The 17,669-nt window shown below is 68.7% G+C and carries 18 protein-coding genes and 1 pseudogene; 13 read left to right on the top strand and 6 right to left on the bottom strand.

Translation table 11 applies throughout. The annotated features are described in order from the left end of the window. The first annotated feature begins 191 nt into the window (after positions 1–191). From ACFPIJ_RS40880 to ACFPIJ_RS40870, 3 genes are all read left to right on the top strand, one after another. On the top strand, positions 192–2,252 hold the full coding sequence (locus tag ACFPIJ_RS40880) for a HEAT repeat domain-containing protein (protein ID WP_380123795.1): 2,061 nt from the start codon (positions 192–194) through the stop codon (positions 2,250–2,252). Positions 2,253–2,418: 166 nt separating this feature from the next. Then, positions 2,419–2,985, top strand: a complete 567-nt coding sequence (locus ACFPIJ_RS40875; RefSeq protein WP_380123792.1) for an ATP-binding protein — start codon at positions 2,419–2,421, stop codon at positions 2,983–2,985. 131 nt (positions 2,986–3,116) lie between these two features. Then, complete coding sequence (locus ACFPIJ_RS40870) at positions 3,117–3,887, top strand: sugar phosphate isomerase/epimerase family protein (protein ID WP_380123790.1); 771 nt, start codon at positions 3,117–3,119, stop codon at positions 3,885–3,887. On the opposite strand, the gene ACFPIJ_RS40865 is transcribed toward ACFPIJ_RS40870, so the two are convergent. Then, complete coding sequence (locus tag ACFPIJ_RS40865) at positions 3,884–5,770, bottom strand: DUF2264 domain-containing protein (protein WP_380123788.1); 1,887 nt, start codon at positions 5,768–5,770, stop codon at positions 3,884–3,886. The two genes, ACFPIJ_RS40870 and ACFPIJ_RS40865, sit on opposite strands and share 4 nt — an antisense overlap. Between ACFPIJ_RS40865 and ACFPIJ_RS40860 the strand changes: the two genes are divergently transcribed. Then, complete coding sequence (locus ACFPIJ_RS40860; protein WP_380123785.1) at positions 5,747–6,883, top strand: LacI family DNA-binding transcriptional regulator; 1,137 nt, start codon at positions 5,747–5,749, stop codon at positions 6,881–6,883. The two genes, ACFPIJ_RS40865 and ACFPIJ_RS40860, sit on opposite strands and share 24 nt — an antisense overlap. Positions 6,884–6,948: 65 nt before the next feature. On the opposite strand, the gene ACFPIJ_RS40855 is transcribed toward ACFPIJ_RS40860, so the two are convergent. The 3 genes from ACFPIJ_RS40855 to ACFPIJ_RS40845 are packed head-to-tail and all read right to left on the bottom strand — an operon-like array spanning position 6,949 to position 10,567. After that, positions 6,949–8,601, bottom strand: coding sequence for a type 2 periplasmic-binding domain-containing protein (locus tag ACFPIJ_RS40855; RefSeq protein ID WP_380123783.1), 1,653 nt, complete (start codon positions 8,599–8,601; stop codon positions 6,949–6,951). A 59-nt stretch (positions 8,602–8,660) separates the two neighbouring features. Further along, complete coding sequence (locus tag ACFPIJ_RS40850; RefSeq protein WP_380123781.1) at positions 8,661–9,578, bottom strand: carbohydrate ABC transporter permease; 918 nt, start codon at positions 9,576–9,578, stop codon at positions 8,661–8,663. Continuing rightward, on the bottom strand, positions 9,575–10,567 hold the full coding sequence (locus ACFPIJ_RS40845) for an ABC transporter permease (RefSeq protein WP_380123779.1): 993 nt from the start codon (positions 10,565–10,567) through the stop codon (positions 9,575–9,577). The genes ACFPIJ_RS40850 and ACFPIJ_RS40845 overlap by 4 nt, the downstream gene beginning before the upstream one ends. A gap of 197 nt (positions 10,568–10,764) precedes the next feature. Here ACFPIJ_RS40845 and ACFPIJ_RS40840 point away from each other — a divergent pair, with 197 nt between their 5' ends. Both ACFPIJ_RS40840 and ACFPIJ_RS40835 read left to right on the top strand, forming a co-directional pair. Next, positions 10,765–11,769, top strand: a complete 1,005-nt coding sequence (locus tag ACFPIJ_RS40840; RefSeq protein ID WP_380123777.1) for a hydroxyacid dehydrogenase — start codon at positions 10,765–10,767, stop codon at positions 11,767–11,769. 86 nt (positions 11,770–11,855) lie between these two features. Then, positions 11,856–12,281 (top strand): RNA polymerase sigma factor, encoded by a 426-nt coding sequence (locus tag ACFPIJ_RS40835; protein ID WP_380123775.1) that lies wholly within the window; start codon positions 11,856–11,858, stop codon positions 12,279–12,281. Between the two features lie 12 nt (positions 12,282–12,293). On the opposite strand, the gene ACFPIJ_RS40830 is transcribed toward ACFPIJ_RS40835, so the two are convergent. Beyond that, positions 12,294–12,461, bottom strand: coding sequence for a helix-turn-helix domain-containing protein (locus tag ACFPIJ_RS40830; protein WP_380123773.1), 168 nt, complete (start codon positions 12,459–12,461; stop codon positions 12,294–12,296). Between the two features lie 83 nt (positions 12,462–12,544). Here ACFPIJ_RS40830 and ACFPIJ_RS40825 point away from each other — a divergent pair, with 83 nt between their 5' ends. The 7 genes from ACFPIJ_RS40825 (at position 12,545) to ACFPIJ_RS40795 (ending at position 16,585) form a co-directional block, all read left to right on the top strand. Then, entirely contained in the window at positions 12,545–12,826 is a 282-nt protein-coding gene (locus tag ACFPIJ_RS40825) for a hypothetical protein (RefSeq protein WP_380123772.1), read from the top strand. 187 nt (positions 12,827–13,013) lie between these two features. Further along, positions 13,014–13,229: a hypothetical protein gene (locus ACFPIJ_RS40820; protein WP_380123770.1), complete on the top strand. Its 216-nt coding sequence runs from the start codon at positions 13,014–13,016 to the stop codon at positions 13,227–13,229. Next, a complete protein-coding gene (locus ACFPIJ_RS40815) occupies positions 13,226–13,738 on the top strand; it encodes a DUF6879 family protein (RefSeq protein WP_380123768.1) in 513 nt (170 codons plus the stop codon). The genes ACFPIJ_RS40820 and ACFPIJ_RS40815 overlap by 4 nt, the downstream gene beginning before the upstream one ends. 10 nt (positions 13,739–13,748) lie before the next feature. Continuing rightward, positions 13,749–14,612 carry a helix-turn-helix domain-containing protein gene (locus ACFPIJ_RS40810; protein WP_380123766.1) on the top strand — a complete coding sequence of 288 codons (864 nt, stop codon included), beginning with the start codon at positions 13,749–13,751 and terminating at the stop codon, positions 14,610–14,612. Positions 14,613–14,732: 120 nt separating this feature from the next. Further along, positions 14,733–15,158, top strand: a complete 426-nt coding sequence (locus ACFPIJ_RS40805; RefSeq protein ID WP_380123764.1) for a hypothetical protein — start codon at positions 14,733–14,735, stop codon at positions 15,156–15,158. Between the two features lie 482 nt (positions 15,159–15,640). Beyond that, the gene (locus ACFPIJ_RS40800; RefSeq protein ID WP_380123763.1) at positions 15,641–15,976 is read left to right on the top strand and encodes a sensor histidine kinase; all 336 of its coding nucleotides are present in this window, start codon (positions 15,641–15,643) and stop codon (positions 15,974–15,976) included. Positions 15,977–16,231: 255 nt separating this feature from the next. After that, a complete protein-coding gene (locus ACFPIJ_RS40795) occupies positions 16,232–16,585 on the top strand; it encodes a hypothetical protein (protein ID WP_380123761.1) in 354 nt (117 codons plus the stop codon). A gap of 198 nt (positions 16,586–16,783) precedes the next feature. Here ACFPIJ_RS40795 and ACFPIJ_RS40790 read toward each other — a convergent pair. After that, positions 16,784–17,669 (bottom strand): annotated as a pseudogene (locus tag ACFPIJ_RS40790) (hypothetical protein); the annotation flags it as partial.

Below are 17,669 nucleotides of genomic sequence, written 5' to 3'. Positions count from 1 at the left end.
CGCCCATGCCCTTCCGCGACCGGTGCCTAACCTCACCCCCGGCTGAGAGACCGGATGACGCCCGGTTGGCTGTAGCAGCGATGAACGCCAGTGCGCCCGCTGCGGCAGATGAGCGCGTCTCCACCGACCGGCGAGACCAAGCCATCAGCGCACGGCAGCGGTGGTGGCGCTGGCTTGCCACAATGCCGGTGGTGATCAACGACTTCGACGACCTTGCTGCTGTTGACTGGAGTGCGCTGGGCCATGCCTGGGGCGCTGCTGGTGATGTGCCGGACATGCTTCGCCGGCTGGTCGGGCCGGATCCGGCGGAGCGGGACGACGCGCTGCGCGAGTTGCACGGCGTCGTGCATCGGGACGGTGAGGTGTTCGACAGTACGGTCGCCGCCGTCCCCTTTTTGCTCGCCGCGGCCGGTGATGCGCATGTGCCGGGCCGGGCCGGAGTGCTGCAGTTGCTGGCGGGCATCGGCGGGGCATTCCGGCTGGACGATCCAGCCGCGGAATTTCACGCCGCCCGAGCAGCTGTCGCCGCAGCTGGGCCGCTGTTCCTGCGGTTGCTCAGCGACGTCGATCCGGACGTGCGCCGGGCCGCTCCAGCGGTTTTCCTCGTCGGGCGCGGCGACGCGGGCTTGTACCTGGCCGCGCTGCGCGACCGGCTCGCCGTCGAGCCGGATCCCGGGGTTCGTGGCGCGATCGCCGCGGCAATTGCGGGCCTGGGCAGCCACGCCACCGCGGGACTTGTGTCCGGCATCGACCCGGCGGAGGTCGGAGCGTGGTTCAGCGGCTGGCTCAGCACGCCTGCACTGAACATGTCTGACGTGCGGTGCCGTATCACCGCTGTCGCGGACGTCGCCCACGCGGCCCCGGATACGCTCACCGGCGACCTGATTCCAGCCGTGGTCGATCTCGTCCGGGCGGACCTACCGGCCGTGCCCCCGATGACGCTGCCCACGCTGAGTGCATCGCGTCCGGCCGACCTCGTCCACGCGATGACGGAACTGCGCAGCAGCGAGCCGCGACGCGCCGCAGACTCGGGCGATGCACTGGTGAGCGAGCTCAGCCAGGCACTGAACGGGCGGATCGAGGACCGCATCTCGCTGCTCACCGGGCTCCTGTCGGCCGGTGAGCCGGCGGCGCGACGCGCCGCGCTGCGCCCGGCAAAGGCGCTGATGGGGTACTGGCGTGGCGACTACGAGGCGCTCGTTGTTCTGGTCGGGGCACAGCTCGCGGACGCACGACTGGCGGGTCGTTCCGCGCTCGTCCTGGAACACCTCGACGCGCTGGCCGCGCCCGCCGTCGACGCGTTGGCCGCCGCCGTCGCGTCAGCCCCGCTCGAGGATCGATACGGGGACGGTCCGACGCCCTGGATCGTCAGCTGGCCGCGGGAAGGCCCGACCGTCGGGCCGACCGTATGGGCGCTGGCCGCGCTGCACGACGCCCGGGCACTACCGGCCGTGCGAGCAATCGTGGAACGCGATGTGCTGCCTCGGAACGCCGCGCCGCTGGCGGCCCGATACGCCGTGATCGCGCCGGATCTCCTGCCCGCCGTCCGCCGCCGCTGCGCCGAGCTGACCGGCAGTGCCGCCGCCGGGCACCACAGGGTCCTGGCCGCGACGGTCGCCGCCCTCGGCCCCGCGGCCGTCGAGGCCACGCCCGACCTGCTCGCCTTGCCATTGGATCTGATGACAGCCACCGCCCTGGGCCGGATCGGTCCCGGCGCAACCGCAGCCGTCCCACCGCTGCGCGCCGCGCTGGACTGTGGTCACCCGGTCACCGAGGTCGCCGCAGCGCTCGCCCTGTGGCAGATCACCGGTGACCCGAAGCAGACCGTCCAGGTTCTCGCCCGCCACCTGAGCGACCCCGAATACGTGACCGCGGCCGCGGCCGACGCGGCGGGTCAGCTCGGCCCAGCAGCCGCCGACCTCGATGAACCGCTGCGCGCAGTGCTCGACGCTGACGCCGACCACGCCCTCGTCGCCGCGGCGCGGGCACTGTGGCGGGTCTCCGGTGACGCTGACACGTCCCTGCCAGTCCTCGCCCAGCTCTGGACGGACTCTCCGAGACACCGGGCGGATGTCGCTGCGTACCTGTCCGAACTCGGTGGCGTGGCACGGCCGATGCGAGACCTCGTCGAGGCCGAACTGTCGTACAACTTCCGCCACAGCGCCGCAGTAAACGGCTGGTCCAGCAACCAGGTCGCCATGGATCTTGCTCTGCTGCGTGACAGTCGCACAATCTTGGCGAGGACCGGCTGACAATGACCGTGAGAGATCCGCGTCGCCGGCAATGGATCAACCCGAGTGTCATTGGTTCTCGTTCGTCGGCCCATGCTCATCCAGCTCTGCCACTACCGCGGCCACAAGGTCGGGGAAACGGAAGGCAGGCCGTCGCGCCGTCTCGTTGGCGCTCCTCATGGCTGCCGTGAACCGCACGTCCATAAGAGGAGAGACTCTGCGGTCGGTCGATCCCCCGCCCGCCGTCGGCGACGCGCTCGCCGCGGCCCAGGACTCCGTCGGGCGCGTCTCGGACCTGCTGCACGAGCACTGTCTCGATCAGCATTCGCATTTCGTTGGCGATGCCGCGTCGCTGTACTCGCGGGTGCGTGATGCCGCCGACGCACTCGATCGGGCCGACCGGTTGGAGGACGCGGAACCCGCCCGAGCCGCCCGGCAGCGTTCGCTCCTGCTCGTCGGGCGGGCTGGCGTGGGCAAGACACACCTGCTGTGTGACGTCGCACGGACCCGGCTCGCCGACGGCCGCCCGACCATTCTTGTGGCCGGTCAGGACTTCGACGGGCGGGCTCCACTGCCGCAGCTGGCCGAGATGACCCAGCTCAGCGGCTCCGCCGAGGACGTCCTCGCCGCGCTCGACGCCGCGGCGGAGGCCGCCGGTTGCTCGGGCCTGCTCATGCACCGGTTGTACCGGAAGTTCGGCGTGCACAGCCGCGCCGAACTGCTCAGCCTGTTGCGGCTCTACCAGATCGGCTGAAATCGAGCTCCGGTGGGATGGGGGCGACTCACTCGCGAGCCGTGGCAGGTGCGCCGCATGACGCAGCTGCCCACCGCCGGCACGGGGCAGCATGCCGCTATTCTCGGTCCATGCCAGGGATCACGAGCCGGTTGGCGTTCTCCACGCTCGGCTGCCCCGGGACGCCGCTGAGCGAGGTCGCCGCGCTCGCGCTGCGTACCGGCTGGCACGGCCTCGAGCTCCGCTCGGCTCCGGATGAGCCCGTCCACATCGGACTGTCCGCCACCGGGCGGCAAGCAGCCGTTGAGACTCTGGGCGGCCTGGCCACACTGTGCATCGCGTCCTACGTCAAGGTCGCCAGCGGCCAGGTCTCCGACGAGCAGTGCGTGAGCGATCTGCTCGCCGAGGCCGGGCTCGCCGCGGATCTGGGCGCCCGCGCAGTCCGCGTGTTCCCTGGCGGTGACGACGGACATGGTGACGCCCGCGCGATCGCGAGACTTCGCGCCGTCGCGCCACGGCTGCCCGGTGGGGTGGAGATCTGGCTGGAGACGCATGATTCGCATCCGCGTGGCGAAGACGTTGTGCGGGTGCTGTCGCAGGTGCGTGACCCGCGGGTCCGGGCGATCTGGGATGTCCGGCACCCCTGGGCTGCGGGTGAGTCGGTGGCCGACACGGCGAAGGCGCTCGCTCCCTGGCTCGCGCACGTCCAGTTGAAGGACTCCGCCGCCGCCGACCGTACGCCGTTGCTGCTGGGCACCGGCGCTGTGCCACTGCTGGAGATTCTGCAGGTGCTGCGGACCAACGGCTACGACGGCTGGTACAGCCTCGAGTGGGAACGTAAATGGCATCCGGGGATCGTGCCGTTGGCGGATGCCCTGCTGGCGGGCCGCGACTGGCTTGCCGCGCACGAGGCCGATGCCTAGACCGCTGGGTTCGCGAGCCCGGGCCGGGCGGGAAGGTGCTCGAACTCCATCGGCGCCTCCAGTGCCGCGGCAGCATCCCGTAGTGCCGTCATCGTCTCGTCGTCGAGACGCGGAGGGCCGTCGCCGAGGTACACGGCGGTGCGGAGACGGTGCTCCCCCGGTGGGTAGTCAGCACGCAGCATGGGCAGCACCGTGCGTGGGTGCAGCACGTTCGTGCCGGCGAGGGGTGCGACAAGCTCACCGGTCCTGTGCCGGTCAGGGTCGAGGTCGATGATGACGCTGTGCAGGCCATCGGCTGCGGCACCACACGTGCCGGCGGCGTCGGTGCTGCGAAGTGCCGCCGGGTCCTGGCCCAGCGCGGTCCATGGAAGGCTGAAGGCGCCCTCGGCGGCGGACAATGACCGGCCGGTGGTGAGCTGATGCAGCCGCAGGTGCCAGCCGTCACGGAACGGCGAAAGGTAGGTCCGCACGGTCACGTCCGCCCATGGTGCCCACCTGGCCCAGACAACGTGTCCGTCGATGCGTGACTCCTCGACCTCTTCGCGGGCACGCCAGCGGCGGCCGGCGTCGTCGCTGAGAGCCAGCATGCTGTCGAAGGCGCCGGCGGCGAGGCTGCGGTCGCCGGCGGGGACGCTGAACCCGGCCCGGGTGGAGTAGGCGAACTTGGCGTACTTCGCGGCGCCGCCCCGTGCCCAGTCACGCCATCCCTGCCCGTTGAGCAGCACCACGTCCCCGCGATGCCGGCTGATGACGGCCTGTGCCGCGATCTGCGTGCTGATGACGTCGGTGTCTGCGCCGGTGGTCGCGGGCAGGGTTTGCTCAGCGGTGGTGGTGTTCCAGAACGGATGGTCGGCCGGCAACGCCAGCGGAAGGAAGAACTTGGTCGACCAGTACGGCGACCCGGCGCCGAGGTACTGCTCCACGACGGCGCCGTTGGGGTAGCCGTAGCCGACGGTGAGCAGTCCGTCCTCGCTGACGATCGGGCGTTGCCACCACCAGGCCAGGTGCCGGTCGGCCAGGGCGTGGATGCGGTGCCAGGGCAGCGCCGGCAGGTCGGCGAAGGCCAGTGCGCCCCAGAACGCACCCTGCGCGAACCGGTACCCGAGGCTGCGCCCGAACGGAACGGACGAGCCGTCGGCTGCGAACCAGTGCTGGAACTGCTCGGCGAAGCGGCGGCTGCGTTCGTTCATCCGCGCGGCCCGGTCCGGCTCGAGTGCGCCGAGCCCGGCCATCACCAGGCTGTACCAGTGGAACGCGAACGGGTTGTAGTAGTCGCGGCCGCCGCCGTCCCCGTCGCGGTACCAGCCGTCCGGCAGCACGAACTGCTCCACGCGGTCCAGGTGCGCCTGCCGGCGGGTCCGGTCGGTCGCGATGTCGTGCCGGTGCAGGCCGAGCCCGGCCAGCACCGGGAAGAAGTGCCAGTTGTTGTCGTGCGGCGTCGCCTGCGTTGCGGCCGTGAGCCACCGGACCAGCACGTCGCGATCCCGGCCGGTCAGCGGGTCCCAGAGCTCGTGCGGCGCGATCGCCAACGCGTAGCCGATCGCCGCGGACTCGACGAGGCGTTGCCCGCTCGGCGGCCCGGCATACCATTCGTGCCGCGGGTTGAGCGCGGCGATGAGGCTGCGCCGGACATCGTGCCACTGCTCGTCGGCGCGGCCACCGCCGGCTGCGTGTGCGGCGAGACCCCACAGCGGCCGCGCGACCAACTCCAGCCAGGTCGCTCCCGGGTCGTTCGAGGAGGCGCTGACCGGCTGGCGAGCGGGCCCGAGGGCAGCGAGCCGGGTGGCCGGTGCGGTGACGGCGAGCAGCGCCTGGGCCCATCCGCCGCGACCGTCGGTCAGATCCGTGGAAAGGGTTCCATGAAGTTGCGCCAGCGTGGACACTTTACGGAGTGTAGAACTGTAGTAAAGCTTTTCGCAAGCGTTTCTGTCGGGTTGACCAGGAGAGGGTGCCGGTTGAACAAGCGGCCAAGCATCAAGGATGTCGCTGCGCTCGCTGGTGTCTCGATGGCCACCGTGTCGCGGGTGCTCTCCGGCGACTACCCGGTCGCGGACGAGACCCGCAAACGGGTCCAGCGTGCGGTGCACGAGCTGGACTATGTGGTGAATGCGCATGCCCGGGCGCTGCATGGGGCGACGGCGAAGGTGGTCGCGCTCGTCGTCGCCGAGGTCACCACACCGTTCTTCGCGCGCATCGCCGCCGGTGTCGAGGAGCAGGCAACCGAAGCCCACCGGCTGTGCCTGGTCTGCACCACGCACGCCGACCCCGACCGGGAACTGGAGGTGGTGCGGCTGATGCGTGAGCAGCGGGCCGACGCCGTCATCCTGGCCGGCGGGGTCGTGGAGAACGACGACTACCGCGAGCGGATGCGCCAGTACGCTCAAGGACTTGAGGACGCCGGCAGCCGCCTGGTGCTGTGTGCCCGGCCGTCGCTGGGGCCGGACTTCCCCGCGATCACGGTCGAGTACGAGAACGTCGGCGGCGCCCACGCGGCCACCACGCATCTGTTGACGGCGGGCCACCGCACCATCCTCATGATCGCCGGACCCGAGGGTTTGACCACATCAGACCAGCGCGTGGACGGCTACCGGTCGGCGCTGACGGCATTCGGCCGGCCGGTCGACCCGGCGCTGATCAGTCACGGGCCCTGGGACCGCGAGGGTGGCTACCGGCGGACGCGGGCGATCCTGGCCTCGGGCACGGAGTTCACCGCTATCTTCGCAGGCAATGACGGCGTCGCGGCCGGCGCGATGGCGGCGCTGCGTGAGGCCGGGCGACGCGTTCCCGATGACGTCTCGATCGTCGGCTACGACGACATTCCCAGCGCGGTGGACTTCCATCCGCCGTTGACGACGGTGCGGGTGCCGCAGGAGGAGCTGGGCCGCACGGCGGTGAAGCTGGCCATCCAGCGATCCAGTGAGGCGTCGGGGCGTGAGCACGTGATGCTCGGCACGCACGTGGTGGTCCGCGAATCGGTCCGCCGCATCGGTGCCTGATCCGCGCCGGGCGCGGCCCGGTGTCGCCGCTGCCGGGCCCGGCGCGAATGTTCCAGCCGCGGATGTCAGCCGGCGTACTCCTTCGCGTACTCCTCGGCCATCTTGTCGCCGCCGCCGTCGCGCCACTTCTTGACCACGGCGTCCCAGTCCGTCAGCGGCGCACGTCCGGCCACGATGTCGTTGATGCCGTCGTTGAAGATCTTGTCGAGCGTGACGCCGCTACGGCTGCGGGTGTCCGAGACGAGGCCCGCCGCCGGGTTCTTCACCGCGAGCGGGACCGCTTTGGTCTCCCATGCGTGCAGCCGCTTGACCGATTCGGTGTCGACGCCGGAGAAGTACAGCACCCGCGGCGCTTCGGCCAGGTAGATGACCGGCAGGTTGACGTTGTTCTCGCCGTTGGACCACAGCGCTGTGGGCGTTGGCGTGCCGTCCGCCGCCCGGGTGAAGTGCAGCCCTTCCACGCCGAAGTGGGTGAGCTCGTACTCCTTGGTGCCGAACGGCGCGGCCAGGTAGTCCAGCACCCGCAGCAGCATCTGGATCCGTTCCGGCGGGGCCTTCTTCAGCACGGTGTAGCCGAAGTTGCCGGTGCCGGCCACGATGTGCGGCGCGCCGCTGCCGGTCTTGTAGGGCAATGCCAGATCCACGGGGTAGGCGCCCTTGACACTGGTCACCGCGGGAGCAAACGCCGCCAACCCGTCGGTCATGCTCTTGAAGGTGCCGTTGTAGTAGAAGGTCTTCGTGTCCGTCACGCTGAGCGACATGGTGTCCGGGTAGTACGCGCCGGCGGCGAAGAGGTCGCGGACGAAGGCCAGCGCATCCCGGAACTCCGGCAGCGTCTCCGCCCTGACGAACTTGCCGCCGTCGACCTTCCAGTCGTTCGGGGCGCCGAACGCTGCGGCATGCAGCTGCCGGAGGCCGAACTGGTTGGCCTTCTGGGCGCCCAGCCCGTACTGCTTGTTCTTGCTCAGTGCCTTGACCGCGGCGGCGAAGTCGTCCTTCGACCAGGTGGTGTCGTTGGCGCCGACGGAGGCGAAGGCGTTGCGGTCGATGAACATCCCGTACGCCGGAAGTGGTCGCTCCAGCGGGATGCCAAAGATCCGGCCCTTGATCCGGCCCATGCCCTGCCAGGCGTACGGGGGCAGATTTGCCAGGTTCGGGTAGGCCTTGACCTTGTCGCCGGCGAGATAGTCCGACAGGTCGGCGCACTTGGTCGACACGAACTCCTGCTCCCGCGGGAGCCGGTGGCCACCGCCGATGCTGATGATGTCGGGCAGGTCGTCACCGGCCGTCAGCGTGGCCATCTTCGCCTCGAAGTCCGCGTCCGGCACGAGCGTGAGCTCCAGGTCGATGCCGAGGGCGTCGTTGATGGCCTGCCAGAGCTTGTTCTGCTCAGCCGGCTTCGGCGGGGTGCCGTAGGTGACGGCGACGGCCCGGACCTTGGTCTTGTCACCCGGCGTCGCCTTCACCGCGCTGACCAGATTGCTCGGGTACTTCGTGTAGCCGGCCTGCACACCCTCGGCAGTGCCGGGCAGGTCCGGTGCCGGACCGGCGAAGGGCTGGTGCGTCGGCCACGGGACCTGGTCCGTGCCGGCGTTGCCGACTGAGCCTCCGCCGCCGTCTCCGCACGCGGCGATCAGCGACGGCATGGCGATCGCCGTCGCGCCCATCCCGATCGCCCGCAGGAGCGACCGTCTGGACAGTTCGGGGGAACGGGTCATGGAAGGGCTTCCTTTCTCTGGGTCCGGCGCGGGAGGGCGGGGCGCGCGGACATGAACGATCAGCTCTTGATGGCGCCGCTCAGCACGCCCTTGACGAAGAAGCGCTGGAGGAACGGGTAGACCAGCACGATCGGGATGGTGGCGAGGACCACGACCGCCATCCGCACGGTCTGCGGCGCGGACAGCAGGCCCGCCTCGCCCGCCGACGGGTCAGCGAGTTGCCCGCCGGCCAGCACATAGGTGCGCAGGACGAGCTGTAACGGCCATCGGGACGGCTCGTCGATGTAGATGAGCGCGTTGAACCACGAGTTCCAGTACGACACGGCGTAGAACAGTCCAACCACGGCAAGCACGGCGCGGGACAGCGGGATCGTGATGCGCCACAGCGTCGTCCACTCCGACGCTCCGTCGAGGCGGGCCGCTTCGTAGAGTTCCGCGGGCAGCGACTGGAAGAACCCGCGCATCACCACCAGGTTGAACGTGTTGACCAGCACCGGCGCGATGAGGGCCGCGTACGAGTCGAGCAGCCCGGTCTCCTTGACCACCAGGTACGCCGGGATGATGCCGGGCGGGAACAGGAACGTGAACAGCACCACGAGCATGATCGGTTTGCCGCCGAACACCGCTGGCCGGCTCAACGCGTACGCCAGCAGGACGGTCGCGGCGAGGCTGCACGCGGTGCCGATGAGGGTCACGCCGAGGCTGACCACGGTGGCGCGGCCGACGATGCCGCCCGAGAGGATCTCCGTGTAGGCGGCCAGTGACGGGTGCTCGGGCCAGATGACCCAGCCACCGTTGGCCACGACGTCGGCCGGGTCGGCCAGGCTGGTCGACACGACCACCAGGAACGGCACCGTGACCAGGGCCAGCACGACCACGATCGCGACCGCCTTGGCCGCGCTGGTGAGCGGACGCGGGTCCTCCTGCCACGCGGGACGCGAAGCGCTGCGCGTGATGCTGCGACGGCGGAGTCTCACTGGTACACCCCTTGCTCCCCCAGCCGATGGGAGATCTTGTTCGCGGCATAGACGAGCAACACGCCGACGACACCTTTGAACAGGCCTGCCGCGGCGGCGAGACCGAAGTCGCCGTCCTGGATGCCGTGGAAGTAGACGAAGGTGTCGATGATCTCGGCGGTACGCGCACCGGCCGCGTCGCGCTGCAGCAGGATCTGCTCGAAGCCCACGGAGAGGATCTCGCCCAGTCGAAGCACCAGCAGCAGCACGATCACCGGGCGGATCGCGGGCAGGGTCACGTGCCAGAAGCGACGCCACGGGCTCGCACCGTCCAGTGCGGCCGCCTCATACAACTGCTCGTCGACCTGCGTCAGCGCGGCCAGGAAGATGATCGTTCCCCAGCCGGTGTCCTTCCAGATGATCTGCGCGACCATCAACGGCTTGAAGGCGTCCGGGTTGCCCAGGATGTGCACGGTGTGCAGACCGCTGTCGGCGAGGAACCCGTTGACCACACCGGTGGCGCCGAGCATCTGCTGGAACAGGGCGACCACGATCACCCACGAGATGAAGTGGGGCAGGTACACCACGCTCTGCACGAAGCGTTTGATCCTGGTGTGGGTCAGGCTGTGCAGCAGCATCGCCAACGCCAGCGGCGCCGGGAAGAAGAAGACGAGCTGCAGGACGGAGATCTCCAGCGTATTGACCGTGGCGCGCCAGAAGTCCGCGTCGCCGAACAGCCGCGCGAAGTTGTCGAACCCGACCCATCGGCTTCCGGACAGGCCGAGGAACGGGACATAGTCCAGGAAGGCCAGCGCGCTGCCGAACAGGGCACCGTAGTGGAAGATCAGGTAGTAGAGCAGGCCCGGAACCATGAACGCGACGAGGATCCGATCGCGCCGCCATCGTTGATGCCGGCCCTGTCGCGAACGAGTCCCCGACCCGGGCCGGGTCTCCGCGACGCCGGTCGGCGTTGCCGCGTCCGGCTCGACCGTCTCTGCTCGGCTTTGCACCGACACTTGCACCTCCTCGCCAGCACGTCGTGTGGCACAGGCCACACGACGCAAGGTAAAAGCTTTTCTATAGAAACGTCAAGCCCCCGACACATCACCGGCACATGCGCCTGCATCTGATGCACTTGACCTGCTGATCCGTGCTGGATACCGTTCACGTTCATCACAGGAGACGTTTTCTACAGAACGGAGACGCCGTGCACCACGCCGAGCGCCCTGTCGGGATGATCGCCATGTCCCGCTCGGTCACCGCCGCGGTGCTACCAGCGGATCTCATGTCGCGACTCACCGCGACGCTGCGGATCCCCGGAACGGAGGCGGTGGAAACCTTCGACGATCCGGTGGCCCGCCGCGGCATGGAGAACGTCGAGATCCTGATAACTGGCTGGTCATGCCCACCGTTGACCGCAGCGGTGCTCGACGCCGCGCCGAAACTGCGGGCGGTGATGCACGCGGCCGGTTCGGTCAAGGCGCATGTCGGGCCAGAAGTGTTCGCCCGCGGGATCGTCGTGTCCTCCGCGGCGGACGCCAACGCCGAGCCCGTCGCGGACTTCACGCTCGCGGTCATCACCCTGGCGGGCAAGCGCTCCTTCGGGCTGGCACGGCAGTACGCGGCGGGCCGGTTCGCACCCTTCGAACAGCGAATCGGCAACGACGATCGCGTCGTCGGCGTCGTCGGCGCGTCGCGGATCGGCCGCCGGGTGATCGTCCGGCTGCACGCAGCCGGCTACCGGGTGCTGGTCGCCGATCCGTACCTCGACCCGGCACGCGCCGCGGAACTGGGCGCCGAGCTGACCGACCTCGACGACCTGTGCCGCCGCTGCGACGTGCTGACGCTGCACGCGCCGCAGCTGCCGGAAACGCACCACCTCGTGGACGAACGGCGGCTGGCATTGCTGCGAGACGGCGCCCTCGTGGTCAACACGGCGCGGGGCACGCTCGTCGACACGAACGCGCTGACCCTGGCGTGCGCGAGCGGACGGATCGACGCCTGCCTCGATGTCACCGAGCCCGAGCCCCTGCCCGCCGGACATCCACTGTTCCAGCTGCCCAACGTCTGGATCACCCCGCACCTGGCCGGTGTGCAGGGCAGCGAGGTTCGTCGCCTGGGCGAGTTCGCCGTTGCCGAGGTCGAACGGTTCATCGCCGGCGAGCCACTGCGTGGCACTGTCCGCGCGGACCAGCTCGACCAGCTCGCCTGAGCAACCACGGCAACTCGCCCTACCGGCGGTACCACGCCTTTTCCACTCCGGTTGAAAAATTGGGCGTCTGCCGGACATGAACCAGGGTGGAGCAGGTTGACGTGGAATCACGCCGCGCGCGGTTTGCCGCGGTCGCCCCGGCCTTGATCGAGGCCGTGCGTCGATACCTGGCTCGACGGACCGACCCGGCAGCCGCCGACGATGTGTTGTCCGAGACGTTGCTGGTGTGCTGGCGGCGGCTGGACGAGCTGCCGGACGAGCCGCTGGCCTGGGTGTACGCGGGCGCCCGGAACTGTCTTGCGAACGCTGAGCGGGCCCGTCGCCGCCAGGACCACCTGATCCTGCGCATCCTCAAGTACGACCCACCGGGCCGGCACACCGGCGACGGGATGACCCTAGCCCGCAGCTCGTCGCGGCGCGCGGTCGGTTGCCGACCCTTGACGCCGAACTGGTCCGGTTATGGGCGTAGGAGAAACTCACGCCGGCGCAGTTCGCGCAGGTGGTGGGGATGAGTGCCAACGCTGTCAGCATCCGGTTGCATCGGGCCCGCCAGAAACTGAAGGCCTTGCCAGGTGGGTCTTCACGGTGTTCGGCGACAGGTCCAGTTCAGCGGCGATCTCATTGACCGTGAGGAAACCGACAAGCATGTGCAGGACGTTGATCTCGGCACCGGTCAAGGTGGTGTTCTGCAAGCCGGGCGCACCGGCCGGCCCGCCAGAGACCGGCGATCCCGGGGACAGCAGCCGGGCAGTACCTCGCCCAGCGCAATAACGGCGTGTTCAAGGGACAGGAGGGCAGCGGCGCCGACGTGGGCAAGGTCGTCACCGGCCTCAACCCCGGCGCGAAACCGTTCTTCGTCATGGCCCAGGAGGGACGGCACCTCCGGCATGCTGTTGTCCGAGACGCGCGACGCGCTACGGCTGCTCGGCGTGACGGAGGCACTGGCCTGGGAGGCTCGGACTCCGCGACACTCATCCGCGACTCGCAGGTGTACGTGAGCCCCGGCTCCACGAAGAACAACCGCAACCCCGTCGGCGCCGGCTTCCGGCTGAAATGACGGACCCGCACAGCTGCGGGACTCGTATGCTCACGCGGGAATCGTCGTGGAGCAGGCACCGCCGTGGCATTGGTGTCGGCCCGCCCCAGCAGCGCCATGTACCGCATCTGTGCGGCTGTTGACGGCAGTCGTTGGCATGGGTCACGCTGGGCGAGAACATTCGCCAACTTTCTCGCAAGGAGGCACGATGCGTGCCCGGCTTCTCGGCAAGGACCCGGATTCCCAGGAGGGACAGTCGCCCACGCTGTTCGCTACCGACCGCACCGATCGCAGGACGTACATCGCCCAGGGCTGGGTGGTGACCGACCCGGAGGCCCTCGCGGATGTCGGACCCGTCCCAGACGGCGAAGCGATCATCGAAATCCCCGAAGACGTGCTCAAGTTCTACCTGCGCAACCAGTGAACTGGCTCATCGGCCCCGAGTTCGGCCAACTCTTCCGCACCTTCGAGCACACGGCCTTCCGGCTGGAGGCGCGAGATTCCTACTACTCGCCGAACGAGACGGCAGCGCTCACGCAGTTCGTCGCGGGCGAGTCGGTCGACATGGGCTGGTTCCAGAACTGGCTGAGCATGATCCGGACAGCCACAGCGGAAGGACGCCGCTTCACCCGCGTCCGAGTCGTGAGCGTCCCGCTGACCGACTACAGCCGGTTCGGCGTGTTCTGCTCCCAGTACACCACCGCGGCCGGTGAGGACATCCGGTACCTGGCGCGTCATGACGCTTCGGAGATACCCCTCGACGATTACTGGCTGTTCGACTCACGCAAGCTGGTCAAGATGCACTTCGACGAACACGAGCACTTCCTCGGCGGCGAGATCGTCGAAGATCCTGCGGAGATTGTGCGATACAACTACGTCCGTGATGCGTTGCTACACAAGGCCGTAAGGCGGGACGACTTTGCCGCCGAGTAGAACGTCGGGCATGACCACCGTTCACGAAGCCCGCACTGCGTTAGGGAAGCGACTCCGTAAGCTGCGCCAAGCCGCTGCACTCAGCGGCAGGCAGCTTGCGGAGTCGCTGTCGTGGCCGGCGTCCAAAATCTCCAAGTTGGAGAACGGCCGGCAGACCCCCACGGATGACGACGTCCGCGGATGGACACGGGCGACGAACAGCGCGTCCGAAACCGAGGCTCTGCTCGCGTCGCTGCACACACTCGAACTCCAGCACACCGAGTGGCAACGCCAGATCAGGACAGGGCTGCGCCAGCACCAGGCCGAGATCGCCGAACTGAACGCGAAGACGCGGCTGTTCCGGGCGTTCGAGTCGACGTTCATCCCCGGCCTGCTGCAAACGGCCGAGTACGCCCGGGCGCGCTTCGCCCAAAGCATCCATGTCTTCAACGTGCCGAACGACGTCGACGAGGCGGTCAACGCGCGGGTCAGGCGGCAGGAGATCCTGTACCGCTCAGACAAACAGTTCCACTTCGTACTCACCGAAGCCGCCTTGCGCTACCGGCTGTGCGCCCCGGACGTCATGCTCGGACAGTTCGACCGCCTGGTCTCGGTCTCAGCGCTCCCCAACGTCCGGCTCGGCATCATCGGCTTCGAGACACCGTACGTGGTCGCGCCGGCCCACGGCTTCTGGCTGCTCGATGACGACCGCGTCATGGTCGAAACCTTCTCGGCTGAGCTGAACCTCGCCCAACCGCAGGAGATCGCGCTGTACCGCATGATCTTCGACCAGCTGGCCGGCGTTGCCAGCTACGGCCGCGCCGCGCGGGCGATCATCACCCGCGCGGTAGACGATCTGGCGACCGAGGTTTCCAACGAGTCCGGCAGTTTCTGAAGCATCCACATCTTCGGATCATTTCGAGAAACATTGAGAAACGTTCTTCTCATCGAATGAGGTCGGCAATACGCTGCCAAGCAACGACGAACGCCCATTCGTTGCGTTGGGAGGACAACGGTGAACACACGTGAGCATCCGAGCTGGTGCGTTGGCGAGGCAGCGGGCTGCATCGACGAGCCGGGTCACCGGTCGGCCGAGTTGGTTGTGCCAGGAGACGGGGTGTCTGGAGTCGGGGCTACAGCAGCGCTGTGGTGCAGTGCCAACGGGTGTGAGTTCGTAGAGCTGACGCTGACGCAGTTTCCGGAAAGGAACAACGTGCCGGCCGCGCCCCGCTACGTGACCACGTCCGCCCAACTGAGCCAGCACAGGCTAACGAAGGTCGTGTTGTCCAGCGTGGCGCTGCTCGACAATGACGCGGACGACCCTCTGGACTTTCTGCCGCACGACTTCACGATCGACCAGGCCGAGCTACTGCACGCTGCCCTCGGCCAACTGCTCACCTACGCCCGGCACACGCGGACAGCCGTGCCGGTGCCAGCCTGACCCCTACTCCGGCGGCAGCACCACCACCTCGGACTGGTCAGCGACGAGATGTCGAGCGCGCCGGAGGCCGGGCGGGTATGCGTCCGTCAGCGTCCCTTCGGGCGACAACGATGACCGGCTCCGGGCGCAGCAGCCCGACCACAGCAGAGTAAATTGGTCGGGGCGCTCACATACGCTCCACTCCCCACCCCAAGCTTTGGCCTCGTTGGTGAGAACTGGGCTCTGGCGCAAAGTTCGTGCATTCAACCCGGGCTGCGACGCGGGCACCACATCGGTGATCATGGTTGCCGTGCGTTGAGCAGGGTTTGACGATGGTGTTGCCGCATCTGGCTGCGCTGCACATCCGGTCGGTCCGCGTGACGGAGGCGTTGGTCTCGTTGCACGCTGAGGTGTCGGCTGCGGATGCGGTGTGCCCGGACTGCGGCAGTCGTCGGTCAGGGTTCGCAGCCGTTACGGGCGCACGTTGGCGGCTGCCCGAGTCCGTGGAAGTGGCCGCGTACTACGTCGTGTCCGAAGCGCTCACCAACGCCACAAAACACGCACACGCTACCGCGATCGACGTCGACGTCGACGTCGACGTCGACGTCCTCGCGCTCTCGATCCGCGACAACGGCATCGGCGGCGCCGACCCCCGCCTCGGCTCCGGGCTCGTCGGCCTCGTGGACCGGGTCGAGGCGCTCGGCGGACGGATGCGGATCACCAGTCCGGTAGGAGGCGGGACGTCACTGCGCATTGAGCTCCCGATCGCCGACGACGGCATGGATCTCCCCGTCACATCACAAATCGGGAATCCGCCGGATCGTGGAGACGTCCGGTAGCCAGCGGTCCTCCTCGCCCCGCGCCGTAATGCTCGCCGACGGGGCGTCCGAGCTGAACCGGCGAACGCCCGCGATGTCGATCACGCAGACGCCGCCGCGGGGTCATTGCCTGCCGGGGCCCACCGAGGGCGGCCGGCGTCCTGGCGCTGGATCTTCTTTGTCATCTGCGGTGCCTCTGCACGATGCTCGTGTGGCGGTACGCCGGCGTACCGGGTGGCGACGCCGCGGTGGCGTTTGACTGGGACGGCGTTCCTGATGCTGCCGGCCATCGGCGTCTCGTCGGAGGAGATCGGCGACGTGAAGGGGCTTTCCGCCATGGCCTGGATCGGTCTCACCGCGGCCTCGGTCGCCGTGTTCGCCACCGTGTTCGTCGCCCCGGCGGCCGCCACCTGGTTGGTGGACCGCCTCAAGGGTCATGCGCCCGTCGTCGGCTCTGCGCAGCAATCACGAATCCGCGCTTGCGAATCTCGGATGATCTCGAATGGGTTGCGGCAAGGACCTCTGAACAGGCGCTTCGATCCGCGCGAAGGTAGCGGTAAGAGCGAGCCCGCTTCTTTCGGGCTGCTCCAACGTCCTGTCATCGGCTATGAGCGTGCACCCTCCAATTAATTAGAGGGTGCACTCATGATCACCCACCGTCATATACCAACGCTTCGCCACGCCCTCGCGGAACGTCGACGCATGGCTCGGGGCCGCCGTAGGTCGCTAGCCCTTCGACGTAGAGCTCTTCCATCTCCTCCTCCATGCCGGTTTATCCCGGCACTTTCCGAAAGTCGAGGGCAACTGTCCCACGGCGGAAGGCTTGCGTCAGGGCGCGGTCCAGATCCGCTTGTTGGCGGGTGTGACGACCGCGACGTTCGGGCGGTCCCCGACGACCACGATGCTGCCGGGATTACCGGTGGTCTTTGTTGACCAGATGATGGCCCCGCTCGACGCGACGATGACAAAGTTGCCGTCGGGGCGCATCTCGGCGTGTGCGCCGGCGTTGCCGGCGGTGTCGCTGGCCCAGACCGGTTCGTCGTTCTCGGCGCGGTCGTAGTTGCGCTGCAGGACCAGGTTGCCGTCAGACTGCATATAGAGCTGGTACATGCGGTCGGGCGAGACCAGGAACCGGTCGGACAGCATGATGTAGCCGGGACAGAGTCGCTCGGCCGGTATCCCGTTGCAGGAGGCCGAGCCGGACGCGGTGACGGTGGGCTTCGGCGTGGCTGTCGGGGTGGGCTGCTGGGTGGTCGTGCTGAGCGGCAGGTTCGACGTGGTCGGTGCGGCGCCGTTGTCGCTGCCACGGTCGTTGCCCGGCCACCAGACGAAGGCGGCGACGGCAGCCGCCGCGACCAGGACCACGGCCGTGACGATCGCGGCAAGGCCACGTCGCCACGAACGCGCGGGCGCCGTCGGCGGCGGCATGGGCACTTCCGCAACCGGTGTGTCCGCAGCCGGTGGAGGCTCGGCCGCCGCAGGAACGCGCACGTCCGCGGCCGACGTGGGCACGGCCGATGTGTCCGCGGTTCCGGTCGGGGTCTCCCCGGTCGGCGTCGTTGCCGGCGCCTGCTCCTGCACCGACTCGGCGGGCACCGCTGCCGTTACTGCCTGAGGTGACACGGGCGCACCGGTGGCGAGCCGAACGGTCGGGCTGCCGCCATCGTTGCCGGCGCTGGGCTGCAGGGCGCCCTCCGCGACGACCAGCTCGGGC

Origin of the sequence: Dactylosporangium cerinum (assembly GCF_042653625.1) — a bacterium.
GTDB classification, from domain to species: domain Bacteria; phylum Actinomycetota; class Actinomycetes; order Mycobacteriales; family Micromonosporaceae; genus Dactylosporangium; species Dactylosporangium cerinum.
This window is presented reverse-complemented; position numbering and strand designations above follow the sequence as displayed.

Coding starts and splice junctions, on each gene's coding strand:
- ACFPIJ_RS40820 (WP_380123770.1), top strand. CDS start 13,014: ATGCGTGCCCGGCTTCTCGGCAAGGACCCGGATTCCCAGGAGGGACAG.
- ACFPIJ_RS40855 (WP_380123783.1), bottom strand. CDS start 8,601: ATGACCCGTTCCCCCGAACTGTCCAGACGGTCGCTCCTGCGGGCGATC.
- ACFPIJ_RS40810 (WP_380123766.1), top strand. CDS start 13,749: ATGACCACCGTTCACGAAGCCCGCACTGCGTTAGGGAAGCGACTCCGT.
- ACFPIJ_RS40860 (WP_380123785.1), top strand. CDS start 5,747: ATGAAGTTGCGCCAGCGTGGACACTTTACGGAGTGTAGAACTGTAGTA.
- ACFPIJ_RS40795 (WP_380123761.1), top strand. CDS start 16,232: ATGCTGCCGGCCATCGGCGTCTCGTCGGAGGAGATCGGCGACGTGAAG.